Source organism: Mycobacterium sp. NPDC050853, from assembly GCF_040653875.1.
Taxonomy (GTDB): Bacteria; Actinomycetota; Actinomycetes; order Mycobacteriales; family Mycobacteriaceae; genus Mycobacterium.
Genome location: NZ_JBFAGW010000001.1, coordinates 1,167,367 through 1,187,046, shown reverse-complemented (window position 1 = coordinate 1,187,046; position 19,680 = coordinate 1,167,367). Strand labels below are relative to the sequence as shown.

Annotated in this window: 34 protein-coding genes; 32 read left to right on the top strand and 2 right to left on the bottom strand. The window is 63.1% G+C overall.

All coding sequences use genetic code 11. The features are described from left to right. Positions 1–56 precede the first annotated feature (56 nt). The 16 genes from AB0H22_RS05905 to AB0H22_RS05830 are packed head-to-tail and all read left to right on the top strand — an operon-like array spanning position 57 to position 8,077. Positions 57–476, top strand: a complete 420-nt coding sequence (locus AB0H22_RS05905; RefSeq protein ID WP_358145422.1) for a hypothetical protein — start codon at positions 57–59, stop codon at positions 474–476. Beyond that, a complete protein-coding gene (locus AB0H22_RS05900; protein ID WP_358145420.1) occupies positions 473–769 on the top strand; it encodes a hypothetical protein in 297 nt (98 codons plus the stop codon). Before AB0H22_RS05905 ends, AB0H22_RS05900 begins: the two co-directional genes overlap by 4 nt. Next, the gene (locus tag AB0H22_RS05895; RefSeq protein WP_358145418.1) at positions 769–999 is read left to right on the top strand and encodes a hypothetical protein; all 231 of its coding nucleotides are present in this window, start codon (positions 769–771) and stop codon (positions 997–999) included. The genes AB0H22_RS05900 and AB0H22_RS05895 overlap by 1 nt, the downstream gene beginning before the upstream one ends. Then, positions 996–1,163, top strand: a complete 168-nt coding sequence (locus AB0H22_RS05890; RefSeq protein ID WP_358145416.1) for a hypothetical protein — start codon at positions 996–998, stop codon at positions 1,161–1,163. Before AB0H22_RS05895 ends, AB0H22_RS05890 begins: the two co-directional genes overlap by 4 nt. After that, positions 1,160–1,399 carry a hypothetical protein gene (locus AB0H22_RS05885; RefSeq protein WP_358145413.1) on the top strand — a complete coding sequence of 80 codons (240 nt, stop codon included), beginning with the start codon at positions 1,160–1,162 and terminating at the stop codon, positions 1,397–1,399. The genes AB0H22_RS05890 and AB0H22_RS05885 overlap by 4 nt, the downstream gene beginning before the upstream one ends. After that, a complete protein-coding gene (locus tag AB0H22_RS05880) occupies positions 1,399–1,551 on the top strand; it encodes a hypothetical protein (RefSeq protein WP_358145411.1) in 153 nt (50 codons plus the stop codon). Before AB0H22_RS05885 ends, AB0H22_RS05880 begins: the two co-directional genes overlap by 1 nt. Continuing rightward, a complete protein-coding gene (locus AB0H22_RS05875; protein ID WP_358145409.1) occupies positions 1,548–2,465 on the top strand; it encodes a PD-(D/E)XK nuclease-like domain-containing protein in 918 nt (305 codons plus the stop codon). Before AB0H22_RS05880 ends, AB0H22_RS05875 begins: the two co-directional genes overlap by 4 nt. Then, entirely contained in the window at positions 2,462–3,475 is a 1,014-nt protein-coding gene (gene recT, locus AB0H22_RS05870; RefSeq protein ID WP_358145407.1) for a recombination protein RecT, read from the top strand. The genes AB0H22_RS05875 and recT overlap by 4 nt, the downstream gene beginning before the upstream one ends. Further along, on the top strand, positions 3,472–3,870 hold the full coding sequence (locus AB0H22_RS05865; RefSeq protein ID WP_358145405.1) for a hypothetical protein: 399 nt from the start codon (positions 3,472–3,474) through the stop codon (positions 3,868–3,870). Before recT ends, AB0H22_RS05865 begins: the two co-directional genes overlap by 4 nt. Beyond that, positions 3,867–4,085, top strand: a complete 219-nt coding sequence (locus AB0H22_RS05860) for a hypothetical protein (protein ID WP_358145403.1) — start codon at positions 3,867–3,869, stop codon at positions 4,083–4,085. The genes AB0H22_RS05865 and AB0H22_RS05860 overlap by 4 nt, the downstream gene beginning before the upstream one ends. Before the next feature lie 52 nt (positions 4,086–4,137). Continuing rightward, entirely contained in the window at positions 4,138–4,608 is a 471-nt protein-coding gene (locus AB0H22_RS05855; RefSeq protein WP_358145401.1) for a hypothetical protein, read from the top strand. Beyond that, positions 4,605–5,444, top strand: a complete 840-nt coding sequence (locus tag AB0H22_RS05850; protein WP_358145399.1) for a DNA translocase FtsK — start codon at positions 4,605–4,607, stop codon at positions 5,442–5,444. The genes AB0H22_RS05855 and AB0H22_RS05850 overlap by 4 nt, the downstream gene beginning before the upstream one ends. Continuing rightward, positions 5,441–5,878 carry a RusA family crossover junction endodeoxyribonuclease gene (locus AB0H22_RS05845; protein WP_358145397.1) on the top strand — a complete coding sequence of 146 codons (438 nt, stop codon included), beginning with the start codon at positions 5,441–5,443 and terminating at the stop codon, positions 5,876–5,878. The genes AB0H22_RS05850 and AB0H22_RS05845 overlap by 4 nt, the downstream gene beginning before the upstream one ends. Then, positions 5,869–6,129 (top strand): hypothetical protein, encoded by a 261-nt coding sequence (locus AB0H22_RS05840; RefSeq protein ID WP_358145395.1) that lies wholly within the window; start codon positions 5,869–5,871, stop codon positions 6,127–6,129. Before AB0H22_RS05845 ends, AB0H22_RS05840 begins: the two co-directional genes overlap by 10 nt. A 2-nt stretch (positions 6,130–6,131) precedes the next feature. After that, complete coding sequence (locus tag AB0H22_RS05835; protein WP_358145393.1) at positions 6,132–6,371, top strand: hypothetical protein; 240 nt, start codon at positions 6,132–6,134, stop codon at positions 6,369–6,371. Beyond that, positions 6,371–8,077, top strand: a complete 1,707-nt coding sequence (locus tag AB0H22_RS05830; RefSeq protein WP_358145391.1) for a DNA cytosine methyltransferase — start codon at positions 6,371–6,373, stop codon at positions 8,075–8,077. Before AB0H22_RS05835 ends, AB0H22_RS05830 begins: the two co-directional genes overlap by 1 nt. A gap of 289 nt (positions 8,078–8,366) precedes the next feature. On the opposite strand, the gene AB0H22_RS05825 is transcribed toward AB0H22_RS05830, so the two are convergent. Further along, positions 8,367–9,089, bottom strand: a complete 723-nt coding sequence (locus AB0H22_RS05825; protein ID WP_358145389.1) for a hypothetical protein — start codon at positions 9,087–9,089, stop codon at positions 8,367–8,369. Positions 9,090–9,272: 183 nt separating this feature from the next. Between AB0H22_RS05825 and AB0H22_RS05820 the strand changes: the two genes are divergently transcribed. From AB0H22_RS05820 to AB0H22_RS05760, 13 genes are all read left to right on the top strand, one after another. Then, positions 9,273–9,500: a hypothetical protein gene (locus tag AB0H22_RS05820; protein ID WP_358145387.1), complete on the top strand. Its 228-nt coding sequence runs from the start codon at positions 9,273–9,275 to the stop codon at positions 9,498–9,500. 183 nt (positions 9,501–9,683) lie between these two features. Further along, positions 9,684–9,974: a WhiB family transcriptional regulator gene (locus AB0H22_RS05815; RefSeq protein WP_358145385.1), complete on the top strand. Its 291-nt coding sequence runs from the start codon at positions 9,684–9,686 to the stop codon at positions 9,972–9,974. Beyond that, positions 9,971–11,089, top strand: a complete 1,119-nt coding sequence (locus AB0H22_RS05810; protein ID WP_358145383.1) for a hypothetical protein — start codon at positions 9,971–9,973, stop codon at positions 11,087–11,089. The genes AB0H22_RS05815 and AB0H22_RS05810 overlap by 4 nt, the downstream gene beginning before the upstream one ends. Beyond that, positions 11,082–11,321 carry a hypothetical protein gene (locus AB0H22_RS05805; protein WP_358145381.1) on the top strand — a complete coding sequence of 80 codons (240 nt, stop codon included), beginning with the start codon at positions 11,082–11,084 and terminating at the stop codon, positions 11,319–11,321. The genes AB0H22_RS05810 and AB0H22_RS05805 overlap by 8 nt, the downstream gene beginning before the upstream one ends. 143 nt (positions 11,322–11,464) lie before the next feature. Beyond that, positions 11,465–11,941, top strand: coding sequence for a hypothetical protein (locus AB0H22_RS05800; RefSeq protein ID WP_358145379.1), 477 nt, complete (start codon positions 11,465–11,467; stop codon positions 11,939–11,941). Beyond that, a complete protein-coding gene (locus AB0H22_RS05795; protein WP_358145376.1) occupies positions 11,938–12,378 on the top strand; it encodes a flagellar hook-length control protein in 441 nt (146 codons plus the stop codon). Before AB0H22_RS05800 ends, AB0H22_RS05795 begins: the two co-directional genes overlap by 4 nt. 145 nt (positions 12,379–12,523) lie before the next feature. Beyond that, positions 12,524–12,814, top strand: a complete 291-nt coding sequence (locus AB0H22_RS05790; RefSeq protein WP_358145374.1) for a hypothetical protein — start codon at positions 12,524–12,526, stop codon at positions 12,812–12,814. Beyond that, a complete protein-coding gene (locus tag AB0H22_RS05785) occupies positions 12,814–13,068 on the top strand; it encodes a hypothetical protein (protein ID WP_358145372.1) in 255 nt (84 codons plus the stop codon). The genes AB0H22_RS05790 and AB0H22_RS05785 overlap by 1 nt, the downstream gene beginning before the upstream one ends. Next, positions 13,065–13,439 (top strand): hypothetical protein, encoded by a 375-nt coding sequence (locus AB0H22_RS05780; protein WP_358145370.1) that lies wholly within the window; start codon positions 13,065–13,067, stop codon positions 13,437–13,439. The genes AB0H22_RS05785 and AB0H22_RS05780 overlap by 4 nt, the downstream gene beginning before the upstream one ends. 18 nt (positions 13,440–13,457) lie before the next feature. After that, a complete protein-coding gene (locus AB0H22_RS05775) occupies positions 13,458–13,787 on the top strand; it encodes a hypothetical protein (RefSeq protein ID WP_358145368.1) in 330 nt (109 codons plus the stop codon). Beyond that, positions 13,784–14,428 (top strand): recombinase family protein, encoded by a 645-nt coding sequence (locus tag AB0H22_RS05770; RefSeq protein WP_358145365.1) that lies wholly within the window; start codon positions 13,784–13,786, stop codon positions 14,426–14,428. The genes AB0H22_RS05775 and AB0H22_RS05770 overlap by 4 nt, the downstream gene beginning before the upstream one ends. 552 nt (positions 14,429–14,980) lie before the next feature. Then, positions 14,981–15,577, top strand: a complete 597-nt coding sequence (locus AB0H22_RS05765; RefSeq protein ID WP_358145363.1) for a hypothetical protein — start codon at positions 14,981–14,983, stop codon at positions 15,575–15,577. Between the two features lie 348 nt (positions 15,578–15,925). After that, positions 15,926–16,123 (top strand): hypothetical protein, encoded by a 198-nt coding sequence (locus AB0H22_RS05760; RefSeq protein ID WP_358145361.1) that lies wholly within the window; start codon positions 15,926–15,928, stop codon positions 16,121–16,123. A gap of 71 nt (positions 16,124–16,194) precedes the next feature. Here the strand turns inward: AB0H22_RS05760 and AB0H22_RS05755 are convergent, their stop codons facing one another. Further along, positions 16,195–16,698 carry a hypothetical protein gene (locus AB0H22_RS05755; protein ID WP_358145358.1) on the bottom strand — a complete coding sequence of 168 codons (504 nt, stop codon included), beginning with the start codon at positions 16,696–16,698 and terminating at the stop codon, positions 16,195–16,197. A gap of 320 nt (positions 16,699–17,018) precedes the next feature. Between AB0H22_RS05755 and AB0H22_RS05750 the strand changes: the two genes are divergently transcribed. From AB0H22_RS05750 to AB0H22_RS05740, 3 genes are all read left to right on the top strand, one after another. Next, positions 17,019–18,068, top strand: coding sequence for a hypothetical protein (locus AB0H22_RS05750; RefSeq protein ID WP_358145356.1), 1,050 nt, complete (start codon positions 17,019–17,021; stop codon positions 18,066–18,068). A gap of 390 nt (positions 18,069–18,458) precedes the next feature. Then, positions 18,459–18,845, top strand: a complete 387-nt coding sequence (locus tag AB0H22_RS05745; protein ID WP_358146098.1) for a hypothetical protein — start codon at positions 18,459–18,461, stop codon at positions 18,843–18,845. Between the two features lie 58 nt (positions 18,846–18,903). Further along, positions 18,904–19,680, top strand: a complete 777-nt coding sequence (locus AB0H22_RS05740) for a hypothetical protein (protein WP_358146096.1) — start codon at positions 18,904–18,906, stop codon at positions 19,678–19,680.

The window sequence follows — 19,680 nt, the reverse complement described above, 5'->3', positions numbered from 1 at the left end:
CCCCGCTGCTGGAACAGCGGGGCCAGGCAATGGATCACAACGGAGAGAGGAACCCAATGCCAAGTCAGGAGTCTACCCGCGAGGGCAAGCGTCGGGTGGTGGTCCGGCGGTTGTTCGTCGGGATGCTCGCGGGCGCGGTGCTCGCGATGACCGCGGTGGGGTACGCCCAGCGCGCTCACGCCGCGCCGGAGGTCGGTTGCGAAACCACCAGCTGGGGGTTGTTCGGGTCGCAGCTGCGCACCATCTGCGACGGCCCGAAACGCCCAGATGGCAGCTGGATTCGGGAGCGCCGGATCTGGACGTCGGCGGGTTGGGTGCGGGGGAGTACCTATTGCGGTTACTACTCGTGCACCCGCAGTGAGGGCTACTACCGGTCGGAGTCCACCCAGACTTACGAGCGGTACTTGGTGTTCGACGACAACGTGCTGGGCGACGAGCCGGGCTGGCTGCCTGCCGGAACGGTGGTCGTCCGGTGATGCAACTCGTTACCAAGACCGGAGTAGATGGGTTGCGGGAGATCCGTGCGGTCGATGAGATCGGCACTCTCGCAATGGCGATAGAGCACCATGACGCACGCCGGGAAGGCGAAACCTACTGGCATCTGGCCGTGGTGTACATCGCGCAGAACATGCCCGACCCCGGACCGCCATATCCGGTGCTGAACACCATTGAGGACGCGCAGGCCTGGCTGGAATTCGTCGGTGATCTGCTGAATCGGGCGCGCGAGTTGGCGAAGCGCGACATCGAAGCGTTGGCGGTGTCGGGGTGATGATGCTGCAGCCGGTTTGGACGCCGGCCGATTTCGACGCGACGGTTGCCGCCGCTGCTCTGCAGGAGTCGGTGAGTGTGAGCGGGGCTCGTCACCGCAGGATTCTTGATGGCACCACTGCCTCGCTGCCGACGATCCGGGAAACCAGGGGCCGCAAATACCGAGGACAACACCGCGCCACCAGGTTCCGGCTCTCTGTGGCGGACCTTCAGATCTGTGGCGCGCCGTGACGCGGGTGCTGGCGATCGCAGCCTGGGTGTTGGGCGTGGTGGCGTGGATCTCGCTGGTCATGTTCTGGATCGGCCTGTTCGCTGTCGCGGCAATCCTGTGCGCTGCAGCGATCTTGGTGTGGGGATTCCGGGTCCAAGTCGAAGAGACAGGGGTGATCCGGTGAGCTCAGTAGACCCCGACGAACAGCGCGGCCTATACCGCAAATACGAACTGTTCCGCGTGGGCGATGACGGCGAGCACCGATACCAGGTGTTCGATCCGTTCTTCATCCTCCGGTACGCCACCGATCGGTATGCACGGGTCGCTCTGCTGGCCTACGCCGAGGCGTGTGAAGCCGAATTCCCGGAACTTGCAATGGATCTCCGTGCGGCGGTCACGAGGTCCGGAGGGGTGAATTGATGGCTTACGAGTTCGAGGCCGAGGAGTGGCGTGCGGCCACTCACGCGATGACCGAGAGCGAGCGGGCCGCTGCTGTCGACGAGCACCGCGCGGCGATCGGGCTGACCGGCGACCGTAACGACGCCCGAGACGAAATGAGGCACGACCGATGACCGAAATCGCGGCAGCGGATGGCGTCTATCCCGATGTGCCGGAAGACCAGTACCACGCGGACCGGGGCAGTCTGTCGGTGTCGGGGGCGAAACTGCTACTGCCTCCGTCGTGCCCGGAGAAGTTCCGGTGGGCCATGGACAACGAGCGGAAGCCCAAGAAGGAATGGGACTTCGGGCACGTCGCTCACCACCTGGTTCTCGGCAAGGGGGCTGAGTTCGTGGTCCTGGACCCCGCAGTGCACGGCTTGACGAAGGACGGGAAGCTCTCCGAGAAACCGACCTCGACAGCTCTGTGGAAGGCCGCAGCGGCCGAGGCGCGCAAGAACGGTCAAACTCCGATCTCGCTGGCGGATCACGCCAAGGCCGAGGCGATGGCGGCCAAGGTGTCCGAGCACCACACGGCGGGCCCGCTGTTCTACGACGGTGCTGCCGAAATCGCGCTGTACCACACCGATCCGGAGACGGGTATGCGGCTGCGTGGCCGGGTCGACTGGCTCGAAACCAATGGCGATATCGACGACTACAAGACGTCCACCACTGCCAACCCGACCGAGCTGGTCCGCAAGTTCTGGACGCTGTCCTACTTCATGCAGGCGGCCTGGTACCGGGATCTGGCCATCGCGCTCGATGTCGCGGAGAATCCGCGGTTCCGGTTCGTGGTGCAGGAGAAGGAACCACCGTTCGTGGTGACTGTCGTGGAGTACGACGACCAGGCCATCGGGGAGGGCCAGCGGCTCAACCGCGAGGCGATCCGGCTCTACGCGGACTGCGTGGAGCGCGGTGTGTGGCCGGGATACAGCGATGACGTCGTGACCATCAGTCTGCCCGGGTGGATCGCCCGCCAGATTGACGCCGCAGTGGATCAGCAAGAAGCAGAACACCTTATCGCCGAATTGGAAGGGATGTACCAGTGACCAAGACCGATGTTGCGAAGGCGGAGCAGAAACCACCGACGCTGACTCAGTTGATCGAGCGGATGAAACCGGAGATTGCTCGGGCGTTGCCGCGCCATATGAACCCGGATCGTATGGCGCGTATTGCCGTGACGGTGCTAAGGCAGACACCGAAGCTGGCCCAATGCACTCCGGAGTCGTTCCTTGGGGCGCTGATGACGTGCTCGCAGCTCGGTTTGGAGCCGGGGCCGCTGGGTCATGCCTACCTCGTGCCCTATGGGCGTGAGGTCACGTTCATCCCGGGGTATCGCGGCCTGGTGGATCTGGCGTACAGGTCTGGTCAGGTGGCCACGGTCAAGGCGCAGGTGGTGCACGAGGCTGACGAGTTCGATTTCGAAGAGGGCCTGGACGCGTATCTGAAGCACAAGCGTTCTCGCGCAGAGGATCCCGGCCCGGTGATCTGGGTGTACGCCCTCGTGAAGCTCAAGGACGGCGCCAGCAACTTTGTGGTGATGACTGTCGCTGAGGTGGAGAAGATCCGCAAGCGATCCCGGGCGTCCGGTAATGGTCCGTGGGTTACTGACTGGGAAGCTATGGCGAAAAAGACTGCGCTCAAACAGCTGTCGAAGTGGATGCCGTTGTCGCCGGAGTTCAATCAGGCGGTTCATCATGACGGGTCGGTGCGTACTGAGGTCGGCGCGGATCTGGTGGACGTGAAGCCGAACTATGTGGATGGCGAGGTGGTGGCCACCGGCCAGCCCGCGATCGACGGCCCCGGCGATACGGCGGCATCGAATCCGGCTGAGCCGAAAGTGGTTGACGGAGAGTCGACTGTGATTCAGATGGCCACCGAGGAGCAGGTGGCCCGGCTCGCGAAGATCCGTACCGAGCAGGCCTATGACGGTGACGATTCCGGCTGGTTCGACTACGTGCTGTCGGCTACCCAGGCGCAGGTCAGCCGGGATCAGGATCTGACTGAGTCGCAGGCGCAGTCGTTGATCGACTTGTTCAACGAGGACGTGAAGCAGTGAGCGCCACGTTTACCTCGGTCGACACTTACACCGTCATTCACTGCGGCAACGAGGGCTGCGGAGTTCCGTTCGCGCTCAACGACGAATTTGTCCGTCAGCGCAAGAAGGATCACAAGACGTGGTACTGCCCGAATGGTCACAGCCGCTACTACCCGCAGAAGAACGAGACCGAGCAGGCGAAGGCCGCGGTCGCGATTCTCGAACGGCAGATCGCCAATCGTGACGAGGATCTGCGGGCAGCGAAGGCAGCGCACGCGGTGACCAAGGGCAAGTTGACGAAGACCCGCAATCGCATCGCGAAGGGTGTATGCCCCTGTTGCAACCGGTCTTTCGCGAACCTGGGCCGCCACATGACTGGGCAGCATCCGGACTATACGGACGCCGGCAAGTCGTGAGCGCGCCCGCATTGCCCGCAGAGCCAATGATCACGCCGAAGCAGCTCGGGAAGCTGTGGGGCCTGCTCAAGGAGACCGGCCGCGACCGCGAAAAGTCCCACGAGTTCCTGGCTTTCGAGACGGCGCGGCCCGATCTCGCCTCGTCCAAGGAGCTCACCCGCCAGGAAGCCTCCATGGTCATCCAAGTCCTTCAGCACGAGCTGCGTCAGCGCTGAAACCAGTAGCACCACAAACAGATAACCCATCCTCGGAAAGGAACCAACCACCATGTCCGTCACATTCAACCGCCTCCAGTTGATCAAGGTCGCCGAGTCGGCACTGGCCGCCCACGACAACGCTGGCAAGACCCGCGAGGCTGAGATCGCCAAGTTCAAGGCTGAGCATGCCGAGAGGCAGATCGTGGTGACCCGGGAGCGAGCGCTCACGCTTCGCGACGGTTTGACCAAGCTGCTCAAGCGATCTGGTCCCATCCGCTACGACGATATGTGCAACCTCAACGGCGGTGAGTACGCATTTTCGAATCGTTTCTACAGGGACCCCGACCACTACGACATCCGCAACAAAGTCACCTCACCCGATGGTCTGCTGACCCCTGCCGAGGCGGTCGAGACCAAGGCTTTGTTGCAGGTGCTCAAGTCAGCGACCGGCGACGTTGTGACCGCTAACGAGCTCAAGCTGCTCGGCCTCAAGCACCTGCGGTCTGTGTTCACTGCTGCAGCATTGGAGGCGGGCAAGTGAGCATCACGGTCTCAACCTCGGCCCTGATCGACATCCTCGGCGATGCGCTGCAAACCGCCAGCAACACCGTCGGCGGAGTGCACCTGGCCACTCACCGCGCCCCCTACAAGGATGAACCGGGTGACGTGGATCTGCTGTGCGCCACCTCAACCACCAAGTACGTGTTGGGGCACACGTGGATTCCCGCTGACGGGCGACTCACGGCCGCGGTGTGGCCCGTTGAGTCGGTGAAAACCGTCAAGGCGATCTGCGAGTCGTTGAAGAAGAAGAGCAAGGAACACACCGTCGATATCGACATGGCGATGGCGGAGCCTCCGGAGGACGCGAAGACGGACGAGCACCCCGGGTGGACGGTGACCTTGTCGGAGACACCGACGTTGTTCGACTCGGACACCGAGTTCCAGTTCCACGCTCATCACGAGTCGAAGTTCCCGATCAACGGTGTGCATCGGATGCTCACGGGGGCGACTCAGCCGATCGACGATTATGAAGAAACTCCGCTGACGATGTGGTCGGCCATAGTGCTTGCGCCGCTCGTAGCAGTCGCGCGGGGCCGCGGGATGCCGATGCGGTTCTTCCGGTCGCCAGTGAGGCGCCTGCAGGTGGTGCAGATCGGTGACACGTGGCTTGGGGCCGCGGTTCCGACGACGCCGGTGCCAGGGGATGCGTCGGACGAACCCACCATCGAGCCGGTGTTAGGCAGCGACGCGGAGCTCGCTGCGGCGCTGAAGGAGATGGCGGCCAACGGGATCACAGTGTCGGTGTCCAACCCGCAGGGAGAGTGGGGCAAGGTCATCTCCGACGCGGCCGACAAACTTAATGCCGGTGCGGAGTGACCACGCCAATGCTGCCGCTGGCCGACGCCCAGGACGTCCGGTTCTTCGTCCCGGGCAAGCCAGCGCCGCAGGGCAGCAAGAAGCACGTCGGCCGCGGTGTCCTCGTCGAGTCGTGCAAGGAACTGGGTCCGTGGCGGGAACGGGTCGCTCTAGCCGCATACCAGGCCATGGATGGGCGGGCGTTGTTCGATGGCGCCGTGTCGGTGGTGCTGAACTTCGTTCTCCCCAGGCCGAAGTCAACACCCAAGTCCCGCACCCCGGCGGCCACGAAAAGGCCCGACGTGGACAAGCTGGAACGCGCGATCCTCGACGCCCTCACAGCTGTGTGTTTCGTCGACGACTCGCAGGTGGTCAGTCTGTGCGGGTACAAGCGGATCGCTGAGTTGGGGGAGACAGCCGGCGTCGATATCCGGGTGGTGGCGCTGTGCCTGTGAAGCCTTCGTTGAACTGGGTTGGTCACAGCGAGATCCTCGGTGCGCTGGTCGCTGTCGGGTTACGCGGCACGTACACCGTCCAGAGCGTCGGCCGCGAGTGGATCCTGCAGGGCGTCGGCCATGACGGTATGTCGATGCTGGCGCTGCCTGCGGAAGGTAAAGCGTTCGCGGCGTTGGACACCGCACAGCTTTACGCCATCGAGCTCGACCGTGACGTGCGGGCCATCGAACACCAGATCAGTGGGTACTGACCATGGCGCTCGGTGAACCTATCGACATTCTCGGCGCGATCGATCGGGGCGCGGTGCTGGGGATCCTGGGCGCGGCCGACAAGGTGCTGGCGACCAAGCAACTCGCCCAACGACAAGCCCAGGCACTCAGGGCGGTTCGGGAGATCCACACGCCGTGCGAATGCCCTCCACGGCGCTGCAATGCGTGCAACGACTTTGCGCCGTGTGCGACTGTCCGCGCCATCGACGAGGCGGGCGTGTGATGCCGACACCCCGAATCGGCTCCCTGTTCTCCGGCGCCGGCGGTTTAGACCTGGCCGTCGAGCACGTCACCGGGGGTCGCACCGTATGGCATTGCGAGGCCGACCCGGATGCATCGAAAGTGCTCGCCGTCCATTGGCCTGGCGTGCCGAACCTCGGCGACATCACCGCCGTCGACTGGTCACAGGTCGAGCCGGTGGACGTGCTGTGCGGCGGGTTCCCATGCCAGGACGTATCGGCCGCGGGCCGTCGCGCCGGGCTGGCTGGCGGCACCCGATCGGGACTATGGGCGGAAATGGCTCGCGCCATCGAGGCCCTACGCCCGGCGCTGGTCGCGATCGAGAACGTCGAGGGGCTACTGACCGCCGACGGTGAGCCGTGGCCCCCGGAAGTCATTGCAGCGGACGATGAACGGTCGCGCTGGAACCGGATATGCAGATTGATCGACAGCAAGATCGAACGCGCAAAGCGAGAGGGATGGTGGGATGGGCAGTATCGGACCCGTAAGAAATTCGAGGCCGCTCGCGCGTCTCGACTCCGCAAGCGGGCGGTGGCTCGATTCAAGTCCGTACACCGACGACTTGTTCAGCGAGCAATCGCCGTCGTTGTTGGAACGTTGGCCACGCTCGGGTATGACACGCAATGGGATCTTGTATCAGCTGCCGAAGTCGGGGCCCCGCACCGACGCAAACGGATCTTCATTACTGCCCACGCCACGGGCGACCGACGGCACGAAGGGCGGGCCGAATCAGCGGGGTTCGTCAGGCGACCTCATGCTGCCATCGGCGGTGTGCCAGCTGCTACCCACTCCGAGGGCGATGGACTCTCACGGGTCGATGGTGGCACCTGCGGCCCGGAAGCATGTGGAGCAGGGGAACGGCAATCTACCGGAAGTCCTTGGGGCGCACCTGGACCTGTAGACCTTCTCCCGACGCCATCGGCAGCAGACGGCAATGGTGGCGGTAGGTACAACTCTGATGGGCACCAGTCAACACTGCCGGGCACGGTGCGCGAACTGCTACCGACGCCAGGCGCCTCAGACGGTAGCGGCGGCCGTTCGGCGAACGTAACCGGCGGTGTGAGGTCATCGGGCGCGAAGCGAAGCGTCCCACTCACCGACTTGCCATTGCTACTGCCAACACCGCTTGCTCAGCAGAGCGGCAACACCCCGGCGGAGCATCTGCGCAAGAAGCCAGGCCGGAAGAAGGTTACGGATCTGGCAATCCTCGTGGAGCACGGACTGATGGCCACAGGTGGGGAGTTATTGCCAACCCCCGCCGCGCGGGACTACAAGGGCAGCAACCCGAACCGCGCGGGTGGCGATGACCTACCGACCGCACTGCTACCGACGCCGCGAAGGTCAGACGGTGATGGAGGACCCAATCCGCTTACCCGTGCTGAGCGCATGGACGACGTCGAGACGCGGGTCATTCGGCTCGACGGTCAGTGGGGCAAGTACGCACCCGCGATCCAGCGCTGGGAATCAATCCTCCGCCCCGCGCCAGCACCGACCCAGTTGAGCCGCAACGGAAATCAGCGACTCAACCCGGCATTCCCGGAGTGGATGATCGGCTACCCCCTCGGATGGGTCACCGACATTGAGATCTCCAGTAACGCGCAGCTGCGCATCATCGGCAACAGCGTGTGCCCACAACAGGCCATCGCTGCACTGCGCTGGCTGTTCAACGTTTCCGAGTTGGCCGCATGACCGACGACAACCCGATCTGTATCTGCGGCCATGCGCGAAGTGAACACGACGAGCAGCGGAACCCGAAATGCCTTGCATGGATTGCGTGCGAACAGGATTGCCGCCCGTGGTGCTGCGGCACCCCTCGAGTCCCGTGTGACTGCCCCGGATTCGAAGCCGACCCGAAAGCGAACGGAGACAACAAGGAATGAGCGACAAGACGGGAATTGAGTGGACGGATGCCACATGTCCCCCTGCTGAAGTGTTCCCAACGAGCACACGCGCGGCCGTCGACGGGCAGGTAGCTTCGCTACCCCGCGCCGAGTACCAATGCCGCGAGAGCGGACCCAGGTATCGCAGCGACGACGTTCACCGCGAACGGCCAGACGAAAGTTTCCACTACGGTGTTCCATTTGCTCTTATCCGCGCTGTTGGCGGCGGCACGGATGACCGACGATGCGAGGCGTTCGGTCGCTTCCTGAAGGTCAAAATCCCCCACCTGGGCGTAGTGGTCCACACACCATTTCAGATGGGTAATGACCTGTCTGACATGGAGTTTCAGCAGCGGGTCAAGAGAGTTGTCGCTGTCAAGGGCCGTGCTCACGCGGTCCGCGTAGTTGGCGATTTTCTCAAGACCGTCCGACTGGAGAGTCGGCACGAAGTCGTCCAGGCGATCAGCCAGATTCTCGAGGTGGTCCAACGCGGTGCGATCAATCGCGCCCGAGCTCGGAGCCTGCCAACCGCGGTTGAACACAAATACGGTGTACACCCACTCTGGAAAGGTGCGCTGGAACACCGAGGTGTTACGCCCGGCATCGGCCATCTGGTTGAGAAGTTCCTCGATTGCATCGAGGTGGCGGACGGCAATCCGATGGTCAAGCCACGGGTCTTCTCGACTCTCGATCCGCGCTTTCTCGGCGGTCACCGGCCTATTCCACGATCGAAATTGGTCCAGGAGGAGCTGCGCAGGGTTAGCCATGCGCGCAGCGTAAGGCATCCGGATCAGCAAATGGGCCGGAATTCCCAACAGCACGAGGAGGCCTCGCTAGCTCCCGAATTGGACTGGTAATGGGTGAGCTGCCTCGGGTGCTGTTCACGTCCGACGAATGCCGCGAGCTGGGCCGCTGTGAACACTGCGGCTGGCATAAACGCCGGCAAGGTCACCACGCCAATTGCCCACGCCCAAGACCGATTAGGCGAAGGGGACGTCGGACAAATGGGTGAAACTGCGGACAGCGAGCCCCGGGTCATGGTCAGTGTTCAAATCGACCAGGCCGCATGGGAAGAAGCCAATCTGACGCCGTGTGGCGCTGATTACCTACTTGGGTGGGCGCTCGTCATAGCGGGTGAATCCCTCATGGACGGGAAGACCAGCGGCTCTGTATTCACCGGCAACGACGGCGGCGCGAATTCACCGCACGTCGGATCCTGGCGGGCGTATTAGGTAGATGACCGGCGAAGTATGCGGCTGGTGGGTCGAGGGGACGCCATGTGACTGCGCGCTCGACGAAGGCCACGACGGCGACCACATGTGCTCATGCGGCCAAACCTTCGGCAGCCGAACACGTTTACGAGTCCTCCCGCCGGGCGTCGTGCCCCTTCCCGACGATCTGAAAGGCCACTGATCATGCGTCAACGGAACTGGCAGGCGCGCGCCGTGTGCCGCGACCACGACCCCGAACTGTTCTACCCCGACGCCTCCGACACCGTCACCGCGCGGGAAGCCGAGGCGGTGTGCGCGCAATGCCCCGTGAGGGTCGAGTGCAGGGCCACCGCCCGCGCGAACCGCGAGCCGTTCGGAATCTGGGGAGGCGTCAACCGTGAGCACGACGGGGCCACACGACACGCCGCCTCTTCACCCCCGACGAATGAAATCAGCACACCGCCCACACCAACCACCGCAGAGGCAGCACAGTGACGACCCGCGAGTACGCCAAAAACCTGTTCTCCCAATGGTCCGACGACGACTTCTGCAGCCAACCCATCTTCGACAAGCTGTTCTTCCAAGTCCTCAACGGCCAACGCGCCGTCAACGCCGCCGGCATCCAGCCCATCAACTTCACCCGCTGGCGCAAGGCCATGCGCGACGGAGACCAACTACCCACCGTCGACGACCTCCAGGCGGCACTCGTGCGCATGGAGCACCGCGGCTACGTCTTCACCGACGAGGACACCGGAGAGGTACTCATCCGGTCCCGTATCCGGCGCGACGAGCTCGACAAGCAGCCCACCATGTTCCTGGCCGCGCTGCGCATCCTGGCCGTAATCGACTCACCCAAGTTCGCCGCCGTACTCGCCACCGAACTGGACCGCATGGAAGTGCCGGAGGTGAAGAGCGACAAGGACTACGCCAAGCGTCTACGGGACTCGCTCAGCCAGACCGCCGTCATGGCCCGAACACACCTCAAAACCCTGGCCGACGGTTACCCGGAGCCGTTCCCCGAACCATTCGAGGGAGGGTCTACGGGAGGGACCCCGGGACCCTCCACAGGACCCACCCCGGGAGGGTCTACGGGACCCTCCCCGCGACCTGGGGAAACGGGACCCACCGAGGGACCCTCCCCGGGACCCACCCAGGGACCCTCGGGTTCAGGTTCAGGTTCAGGTTCAGGTTCTCTCACCTTGGTAACTACTCAAGTGGGGGGTACGCACGCGCACACACGCGAGGCCGACACCGGCCACACCGCAGCGCCCGGCACAGGCAACGAACCCCACACCCGATGCAAACTCCACCGCGACGACCCCGACGACGTCGAGGACAACTGCGGCCCCTGCGCCAACTTCCGCAAGGCACACGAACGCTGGACCCAACGCCAGACAAACGCCCAATCGGCCGCACGCACCCAAGCCGTCCACGAAGCCGCCGAACTCCGCGCACAAGCCATCAACGCCTGCGACCTCTGCGACCACGACGGCTACCGCAACGGCCAAGTCTGCAACCACAACCCCGCCCAAGCTGACACCAACGCCCGCGGCCGCCAACTCGTCCGAGCAGCACTCAGCAGCCGAACCGAGGAGGCCGACGATGCGTGACCCCTACGACCCCTGGGCCGACGAACGAACCGCAGCCACACCAGAACCCACCGAAGCCCAAGACCACGACGCCATCCGCAACTGCGACCTCTGCGACACCAACGGCATCCGTGACGAACTCCCATGCCGCCACGTCGACCACGCCGAAGCCGCCCGCAGAGGACTCGCCGCCATCCGCGCCCAAATGGGCTGGAACCCACCCCCAGGCCCAACCACGCCCGAAACAGGCTGAAAACCGCCCCACGGGGCAGCCAGGGGCCAAAGAACACCCATGTAATTCACCCACCCACCCCCAAAACCCCGACCCATCAACCGTCCGCCGACGAACGCCACCAGCACCCCCAACAAAGAAAATCCACCACCATGCCGCCAGTCATGAACCGCCAAGGCTCAAACCAACGCGCCGAAAAAGCCTGGCAACTCCACATCGCAGGCCGAACCTGGCGCGAAGTCGCCGAAGCCACCGGCTTCAACTCGCCCCAATCCGCGCAGAAAGCCGCAACCTCGTGGCTCAAGAAGAACCCACCCGACACCCTCGAAATCGCCCGCCGCGCGAACGGTGACGGCATCCGCCAGGTCCGCGGGATCCTCATGCAGACCATGGCCAAAGCCCAGGCAAAGGGGGAGAGCCGCACCGTCTCTGAGCTCGGTCGCGCCGTGCTCGACAGCTACGAAAAGGAAGCCAAGCTATGGGGCCTGTTCATCGTCGTACCCGAGGAGGTCAACGTGAACGTCACGACCGCCGTAGCCGTGCTTGAGCGCGCCGAGGCCGAGCTGCTGGCGCTCGCCGCCTCGGGCCGGTCGGCTATCTCCGCTCAGCCCATCATCGACGCCGAAGTGGTCGAGCAGTGACCGCCCCATCAGAGCCCGCACAGGATGCGATCAAGGCCGCGATGTCGGTGGCCAAGGACGTGGCCGAGGGACGGCTCGACGCTGCAGCGTTGGATGCGGCGGTGGCGGCCGAGTGCCGCGAGCTGTTCGCGTTCGTCGCCGGGCCGGACGATCCGCTGTGGGAGATCCACGTGGAGGTGGCCCGGCAGGTGCTCGCCCTCGATGGCATCCCGGTCGACGAGCTGGCCGAGTGGCTGGCCGTCACCCGGAAGGCGCAGGGCCTCAAGGAGGCGCCGGCCGATTCGTGGGCTGCGCGCGTGCTCGAGCAGATGGCCGACGACGACGAAGATTGCCCGCACCTCGTGCTCAGTCCGAACGCTGCCGACGACATGCTGCAGTGCGATTGGTGTGGCGAGCTGTTGCCCGACCTCAGCGACGACGGAGCCGAGACCGTCTAACTGGGGTATACCCGTGCCGGACTGTTTGGCGATTCCGGAAAATTATCGGTGACCTGCACTATTACTGTCTAAAAATGGTGGTTGACGAATTGTTAGACAGTGATCTACTGTGGTTTAGAACCTAGTTAGAAAACGAGGAGTTCACATGGCCACCGCCAACACCCCAGTCCGCCCCCTCATTGCCGACGTCTCCGACGCGCTAGGAGGCGACTACCAGGTCACCACAACCGCCCGAGGGTGGATCGAGGTACGAGTCCGGCCCGAGCGCGCACTCAGCGACAACCTCGACTTCGCCCGCATCGTCACCGACGACGGCGAATACCGCCTCATCCACTTGACCCACAACGAAGTCTGCAGGGGCGAGGCGAGATTCAGCGGCTCCATGCGCGGATACCTGCCGGCAATGGTGCGCGAGTTCTGCGAAGTGGAGTTCTGATGATCACCAAGCTGACCAAAGGGCAGAAGTTCACTGCCGCCGTGACGGGAATCGACCGGTACGGAGTCCGGCTGTTCCGGCTGCAGACGTTCACCGCATCGCGCGACCAGGACGTCGAGCCGTTCCACACGCCGACAACCCGCACGGGTATTCCGCAGGATCGGGTGTTCGTTGAGCATCAGTGCGTCAGCGGCACAGAACCGAACGTCCCCGCGCTGGTCGTTACCGGTTCCATCCGGCTGGTCGACGCGTGACGGCCGACCGCGCCCGCGAGAACCTCCAGGCCAAGATTGACGCCCGCACCACCGCACAACTGCTGTCCTACCTGGCCCACCTGGAAACCATGGCCAGCGCGCCAGAGACTCGTCTCCTCGGCGCTCTGATAGCCGACACGATCACCGAGCGCGAGGGCATCGACGACGCCCTGGACGCGGTGTTCGTGGACGAGACATTCAACGGTTCCTACCTCGACGCAATCCGCAGCGCGCTGACCGATCGACGCGTGAAGCATCGGCACACCAACGCCGAGGGAACCCTGCTCAACGAACGCGACCGACCCATCGCGATCGTGCACTGGGACGGCCAGCCACTTCCAACCTGGGCCGACTGGTCCGATCTCACATGACGAAGGGATGATGATCCGATGAGCGATGACAGCTCGCCGCAAGCCGCTCCTGCCGAGGGGGCGGCTTTGCCGCGTCTCCGAGAGGTGCTTACGGAACACGCGCTCGGCCAGTACTCCTGGGGTCCGGAGGACTGCACCTACCCGTGTGAGTGGCAGGGCGCCATCGACGACCACCCCGCTCACCAGGCCGCGATGTGGCGCGAGACGTGCACCATCCGCACGGTCGAGCAGCTCAATGCACTGCCCGGCAACGCGGTGGTTCGGGGCACTGATGGATACATCGTTGAACGCCAATACGTCCGGCTGCCCGCAGTGCTGCTGTGGCACCCCGAATGGGAGGAAGCATGACGGGGCAGCGGGTCGGCTACGTCCGGGTCTCGGACGCGGACCAGAACGTCGCCCGGCAGCTCGACGGCCTCGATGTGATTATCGACCGCGGCCAAATCGAAGTAACGCTGGCCCAAATTCCCGAGACGCAGTTGGATGGCGTAGCGCTGGATCGGGTATTCATCGACCAGGCCAGCGGCAAGGACACGAACCGGCCGCAGCTTGGGGCGGCGTTGGCCTATGTGCGTGAGGGCGACACCCTCGTGGTTCATTCGATGGACCGGCTGGCCCGCAATCTGGACGACTTACGGCGCATCGTGCGGGAGCAGACAGGCCGCGGTGTCAAGGTCGAGTTCGTCAAGGAGAGCCTGACGTTCACGGGTGACGATGCCCCGATGTCTACGCTGCTGCTGTCGATGCTTGGTGCGGTGGCGGAGTTCGAGCGGTCGATGATCCGGGAGCGTCAGCGTGAGGGCATCGAGATCGCCAAGGGCAAAGGTGTGTACAAGGGCCGCAAGCCTGCGTTGACCGATGAGCAGACGGCGGTGGTGTTGGAACGTCTGGCCGCTGGTGAGTCGCCGGTGGATCTTGCTGCCGAGTTCGGCGTGTCGCGGGCGACGGTCTACAACGTGCGGGCGCGAGCTGTTGGCGGGGAGGGGTAGCGCTCTATCCGAGGGGTGCCGATCTGTGATTCAGCGCAGAGTCGGGCGCCGACGGATTGAGGAGAGGAAGATCGGAACCGCGGGCGAAACTCGCGGATTGGGGCCTAAGACGGGTGGACACGCCAGGAAGTTCCGTATGTCGGGAAAAATTTAATTTTTGGGCTAACGTTTGCTGCAATCCACATGTAGCTCACAGGTTGTCCACAAGCGGACGATCCTGTTGACCAGCTCTTTTCGGACTTATCCACAATTCTAAGAACCGTGGCTGTTCCACAGCAAATGTCGGGTTATCTGCCCGTGATCTGGGGTTTCAGCGTGTCCGCTTGTGTCGCTCAAGCGAATTACGTGTTTAGGATTTGACTTGAGCTGGAAGGATCCCAAGCCCGTGTGCCTGGGATGGCGACCGGGCCTGGGACCGATTCACACTGCTTGGGTGGCAGGGTGTTGACGGTACCAGTGTGGTGTCGACCCGCCAAAACGGGACGGCCCCGCTTTGTCGCACCTTCTGGCTTTGCCCAGGCATCTGACCTGGGCAAAGTCAAGGAGAAATCAATGTTGAAAAAGAAAATCTCTCGTGGTGTCGCCGTGAGCATCGCGGTGGTCGGCGCGTTCGCGTTGACGTCCTGCGATAGCGATGATTCCGGCGGCACAGATGCGAACCAGCTGAATTCCCCGGCGCAGATCAAGGGGCATGGTCCGGGCTGGGGCGGCGACGAATTCGAAGGCACTGTGGCTGTGGATGCGGGCCCGACCTGCGCGACGGCCGATGAGGGTCGTGTCGTGGTGTTCCACGTTCGTGCTGGCGCGTCTAAGGGTTCGATTCCGACGGCGAGTTGGCGGCTGCAAACCGGCAACGTTCAGCCCGTGAAGAACGGCACGTTTGATCTGGGTTCGTTCGGTGGGCCGCTACTCGGGTCTCCGGTCGATAACGATCACGCGTGGGGCGACATTGCGTTCGCTGTCCCACCGAAGACGGTCCCTACCACTGTGGAGCTGTTCGGCTATTCGGATTCGTTCGGCAGTAATTCGGGGACTGTGCTGGCGAAATGGGCGACTCCGAACGTGCCGGAGGCCTCTGTTCGGTGCCCGGGTGCGCTGTTGTCGCTGCCTACGGTTCCTACAAAGACGCCGACGTATCTGGGCAGCTAGTTGATCGGGGGTCCCCTTCTGGGACGGCGGTTGGGGAAGCTGACCGTGTCAGGAGGGGACTTCCTGGTATGTGTTGTGTGCGAAGAGTTTTCGGCGTTCGGATCTTGTTACTAGTGCGTAGCGGCTAGCGTTACGCCGCTACGGCAGGGCGCCGTGGCGGAGAGGGGTATCCGCGATGGCGGAATTGAGTCCACAGGAGCTGAGGGTCACCGCGTTGGTTGAGGCGAATAAGTGGGCGACCGCGCGGGCGTCGGCCGGGGCACATCCGGGAACGGGCGATGTCTTAGCTGCGGCTCGGACATTTCAGGGCTTCATTGATGGCACATCCGCTGAAGGGGAGAAGTGACGGTGAGTGACAACGGCGTTGAGGACGTGGATCAGGCGGAGCGGGATGCGAAGCTGACGTTGCTGCGGCAGATCAAGGCATCGGCGGCGAACACAACGTCGGCGGGGTATCTGAAAAGTCTTGCGGCTGCGTATGCGTTGACGGTTGGTGCCAAGTTCGGGCAGCTGCCCGGTGGTCTCGATGTGACGGTTTCGAAGTAGGCGTTTGAGCGAATGAGGGTCGTTCCCATGGCTTGCGGGTCGACCCTCATTGAGCTTCAGCTTTGTGTGGATTAGCTCTCGGCTCGTTGTCGGGAGTACTGCGATAGCTCCACGCTTGACCACTTGTGCGAGTCTGGATACTTCAGGGTCAATTCACCGAAGCTGGCCAGATCGGAGATTCCAAACCAATTGTGACCCATGCCGGTCAATCCGAAGGTGTAGCGGTCTGACTCGTAGAAATGGTGGGCGCCGATGGCGTACCCCTCCAGGTTTGTGACGAGTTGCGGCAGGAACTTACTGTCGATCATCAGAGCGTTGTCGCTGTTGAAGTCGATTTCCTCTTCGCCAACCTTTGAGAGCTCCCAGGTGCGATCTGCGAAGAGGGGGTCCTCTGGCGAGCGCCCAAGAGTTATTGCTAGTGCCCGTGAGCATCCTGGGCTGTGCTTGGCAACGAACCTTGCTACTTGCTCGACGCGGCCTTCAAAGATCTGGCGACTCCGGTCATCCTCGTTCTGTTGATCACGTTTGGCTAGCTGGTGTGCCTGTGCGAGCAGGGAATTCTCGTCGCCATTCATGCAGTTCACCGTAATGGTGGTGTCGCCGCCACGCCACTATGTGATCTGGGGGTCTCCGTTGCGCATGGCTGCACAGTGCGGACGAGGTCTGGCGAATGCGTTCCGATATGCCCGCAGGGGCACGGACTAGGTGGCCTGAGGTTGCTCCAAGATCATGGCGCTGACCGTGGGGCTGCATGTTGGCTCTACCAGGGCCGATGGAGGAGTGGGGCTCCTGTGGCTAACTGATTGTCTGGGGTTTTGTCGACATGGCAACGATCTGTGTGTAATGATCTGCCCTGGGGCGCGCTGAGCGCCGACTGAAAGGGGCGGTTGCATTCATGGTTATGAAGGATCGTTGGACGATGCCTGCGGGTTTGCGGCGGGTGTCTGCGGTGGTGGCGATTATCGCCCTGGCTGTCGGTGGAGCGAAGGTTGTCGATGACAACACCGCCCCTGGTAGTGGGTTCTCGGCGGTAGCGACTGTAGCGGCGGATCCAACAGGGCCGGGCGGACCTACCGGCGGGCCGGGCATGGACGGGGGTCAGCAGTTCCAGCCGCCTCAAATGCCCAGTTCAATGCCCGATTATCAGGGCGGCAACAACCAGCCGCCGATGAACCAGGACAACGGGGTCTCAATCTATAACACGGGATCGCCTGGTGCGCAACAGGTTCCAGGCCAACAGGCCGGGCAGCAGCCTCAGCAGGCGCAGCAGCCGCAACATGGCAGCCAGATCCCGGATTATCAAAGCAATCCGGGCTATACCCAAGGCCCCGGCAAGCCGAATCCAGATGCCCAAGCACCGCAACAAAACTCGCCACAACAGCCCCAGCAGGGTCAGCAGCCGCAACAGCAGCAACCGAACCAGCAGCAACCGCAGAACAAGCAGGACGACACGACCCAACAGTTGGACCAGCGGCAGCAGAAATGCCAATCCGCCATGCTCAAAATGGGCAACCCTGCCGCAGCCTCATTGGTGAGCGTCGGCGGAAGCGTGGGCGGTGGAGGGGGCCGCAGCCCGGCTTGGTTCGATCCCTGGCTGGATCCGACCCCCACGCCGTCACCATGCAATGGCGCTTGCCCACCGAGCACCTCAGAAAAACCTAGCCTTGAGCAGAGGGTAGAGGATCTAGAGAAAACTAGCCGGGAGAAAGATGAAAGGATTGCACAGCTAGAAAACAAGAAAGACCTGTGCACGGTCGGTGAGAAGATGAACATCGGCATGGCGATAGTCGGTGGCGTAATGGTAATTGGGGGAGGGCTATTGTCATTAACCGGAGTAGGTGCGCTCGGTGGGGCGCCCGCGGTCGGAGCAGGTCTGACAATCCTCGGTGGAGCGGTCGCGACTACCGGCGCCGTGGTAAACGGGATCGATTGCGCCAATAGGTAATAGCTGTGTCAGAAGGGCAGATAAGAATAATGAAGTCGAACCCGAGACTTACGATCGCCTTGATTGCGGTTGGGTCTATCATTTTGATAGCTGGATCTATCATCGGGGCTATTTACAGTGCGGGACTTTCTCTCGTACTCACGGAGGGGGTAGTGGGCGTCTACGGCTTGGGGTACGCAATTTATCTGTATCGCAAACTGAACGGGTCGGGCAACAGCGGTGATTAGGCGAACCGGCGCGGTATTGGCCGTAGTCGCTGCAACCGCAGCCTGCGGCGGAACGGATGCGTCTGACGTAACGCCCGCTCCGCCACCCCAGCAGGCGTTCGATGAAATTTCTGGGCAGTTTCCGGTGCAGGCGTCCGGGATACCCGGTGCGTCTATTGCGCCGGTGGGTGCGTGTGTGAGTTTGGTTGGCCCTAGCACGGCGGCGAAGTTGAATGTCGTTGATTGCGGTTCGCCTTTTAACGGCTACAAGGTGATTCAGCGTGTTTCGACACCCGATCAGTGCCCAGCCGATGTCGATCACAAGTTCTACATGTATCCAGAAGAGGGCGAGTTCACGGCCTGTCTGGATTACGCATGGAGTGCGAAGGACTGCCTGAGCATCGGGAAGGTGACAGCGGTTCGCGCGACCTGTGATGATGCGTCGAAGCCGAAGCGGGAGAAGCCGCTCAAGGTCATCTTGAATACCACCACGAACGCGGGGTGTAGTCCTACAGGCGGTTTCCCGCACGCGGTGCGCAAGTTCACCGTGTGTACGGAGACTCAGCCGTAACCTGTCGTTCGTGGCAGGTGATGTAGGTCAGAGGCGGTGGACCGCCGATGAGTTGGCGGTGGCGTTGGATCGGGCTCTGTCATGCGCTGAGGCCGGTGAGAGGTTGGGCCGCACGAGGGTGCAGGTGCAGAAGGCACGAAAGCGGTATCGGGGACGTGATATTGAGCAGCTCCTGGCCCAGAAGCGCAGCGGTGCCGGCGAGCTGGCGCAGGTGGTCCAGGCCGATATTGCCTGCTATGGGTCATGGGCACCTCAGGAGATCGCGATCGCGTTGGATCGGTCAATTTCTCGCGCCGAGGCGGCCCGCCGGTTGGGGCGTTCTTTCCGGGCGATCAAGCGCATTCGGGATCTGCAGCGCCAAAAGGCGTTTGGTCTGATCCCGGCTCGGGAGGCGCCCAGTGAGCCGATACGGCAGCGCCTCTGGACCAAGGAAGAGATCGCTGTCCTGACCGACGAGTCCCGCACGCCCACTGAGATTGCCGCTGAATTGGGGCGTTCGGTCAATTCGGTGAGTGTGGCTCGGGCTCGGTGGCTGGGGCGCCTGCAGGGCAAGGTTCCCGAACATCTGCACGGCACCTACACCGCTGTGAGCCGATACGGATGCCTGTGCCCGCAATGTAGATCCGCGGCTGAGGCGGAGCGGTCACGACGTCAAGAGGCCACCTGGCCCACGGCCGTCAACCATAAGCAGCCCTGGACCGACGCCGATGTCGAGATCGCGTTAGACCGCAGCATGACCGTTGTCGAAGCTGCCCAGAGCCTGGGGCGCACCCACAGCTCTGTACGTGCATTACGCCACAAATACGCGACGCTCAGGCGGCGCGTTCAAGAGTGA

Excerpts from the sequence above, each read along its gene's own strand:
- AB0H22_RS05905 (WP_358145422.1), top strand. The coding sequence starts at position 57 with ATGCCAAGTCAGGAGTCTACCCGCGAGGGCAAGCGTCGGGTGGTGGTC.
- AB0H22_RS05895 (WP_358145418.1), top strand. The coding sequence starts at position 769 with ATGATGCTGCAGCCGGTTTGGACGCCGGCCGATTTCGACGCGACGGTT.
- AB0H22_RS05880 (WP_358145411.1), top strand. The coding sequence starts at position 1,399 with ATGGCTTACGAGTTCGAGGCCGAGGAGTGGCGTGCGGCCACTCACGCG.
- AB0H22_RS05875 (WP_358145409.1), top strand. The coding sequence starts at position 1,548 with ATGACCGAAATCGCGGCAGCGGATGGCGTCTATCCCGATGTGCCGGAA.
- AB0H22_RS05855 (WP_358145401.1), top strand. The coding sequence starts at position 4,138 with ATGTCCGTCACATTCAACCGCCTCCAGTTGATCAAGGTCGCCGAGTCG.
- AB0H22_RS05835 (WP_358145393.1), top strand. The coding sequence starts at position 6,132 with ATGGCGCTCGGTGAACCTATCGACATTCTCGGCGCGATCGATCGGGGC.
- AB0H22_RS05830 (WP_358145391.1), top strand. The coding sequence starts at position 6,371 with ATGCCGACACCCCGAATCGGCTCCCTGTTCTCCGGCGCCGGCGGTTTA.
- AB0H22_RS05820 (WP_358145387.1), top strand. The coding sequence starts at position 9,273 with ATGGGTGAAACTGCGGACAGCGAGCCCCGGGTCATGGTCAGTGTTCAA.
- AB0H22_RS05815 (WP_358145385.1), top strand. The coding sequence starts at position 9,684 with ATGCGTCAACGGAACTGGCAGGCGCGCGCCGTGTGCCGCGACCACGAC.
- AB0H22_RS05805 (WP_358145381.1), top strand. The coding sequence starts at position 11,082 with ATGCGTGACCCCTACGACCCCTGGGCCGACGAACGAACCGCAGCCACA.
- AB0H22_RS05800 (WP_358145379.1), top strand. The coding sequence starts at position 11,465 with ATGAACCGCCAAGGCTCAAACCAACGCGCCGAAAAAGCCTGGCAACTC.
- AB0H22_RS05790 (WP_358145374.1), top strand. The coding sequence starts at position 12,524 with ATGGCCACCGCCAACACCCCAGTCCGCCCCCTCATTGCCGACGTCTCC.
- AB0H22_RS05785 (WP_358145372.1), top strand. The coding sequence starts at position 12,814 with ATGATCACCAAGCTGACCAAAGGGCAGAAGTTCACTGCCGCCGTGACG.
- AB0H22_RS05775 (WP_358145368.1), top strand. The coding sequence starts at position 13,458 with ATGAGCGATGACAGCTCGCCGCAAGCCGCTCCTGCCGAGGGGGCGGCT.
- AB0H22_RS05770 (WP_358145365.1), top strand. The coding sequence starts at position 13,784 with ATGACGGGGCAGCGGGTCGGCTACGTCCGGGTCTCGGACGCGGACCAG.
- AB0H22_RS05765 (WP_358145363.1), top strand. The coding sequence starts at position 14,981 with ATGTTGAAAAAGAAAATCTCTCGTGGTGTCGCCGTGAGCATCGCGGTG.
- AB0H22_RS05755 (WP_358145358.1), bottom strand. The coding sequence starts at position 16,698 with ATGAATGGCGACGAGAATTCCCTGCTCGCACAGGCACACCAGCTAGCC.
- AB0H22_RS05750 (WP_358145356.1), top strand. The coding sequence starts at position 17,019 with ATGGTTATGAAGGATCGTTGGACGATGCCTGCGGGTTTGCGGCGGGTG.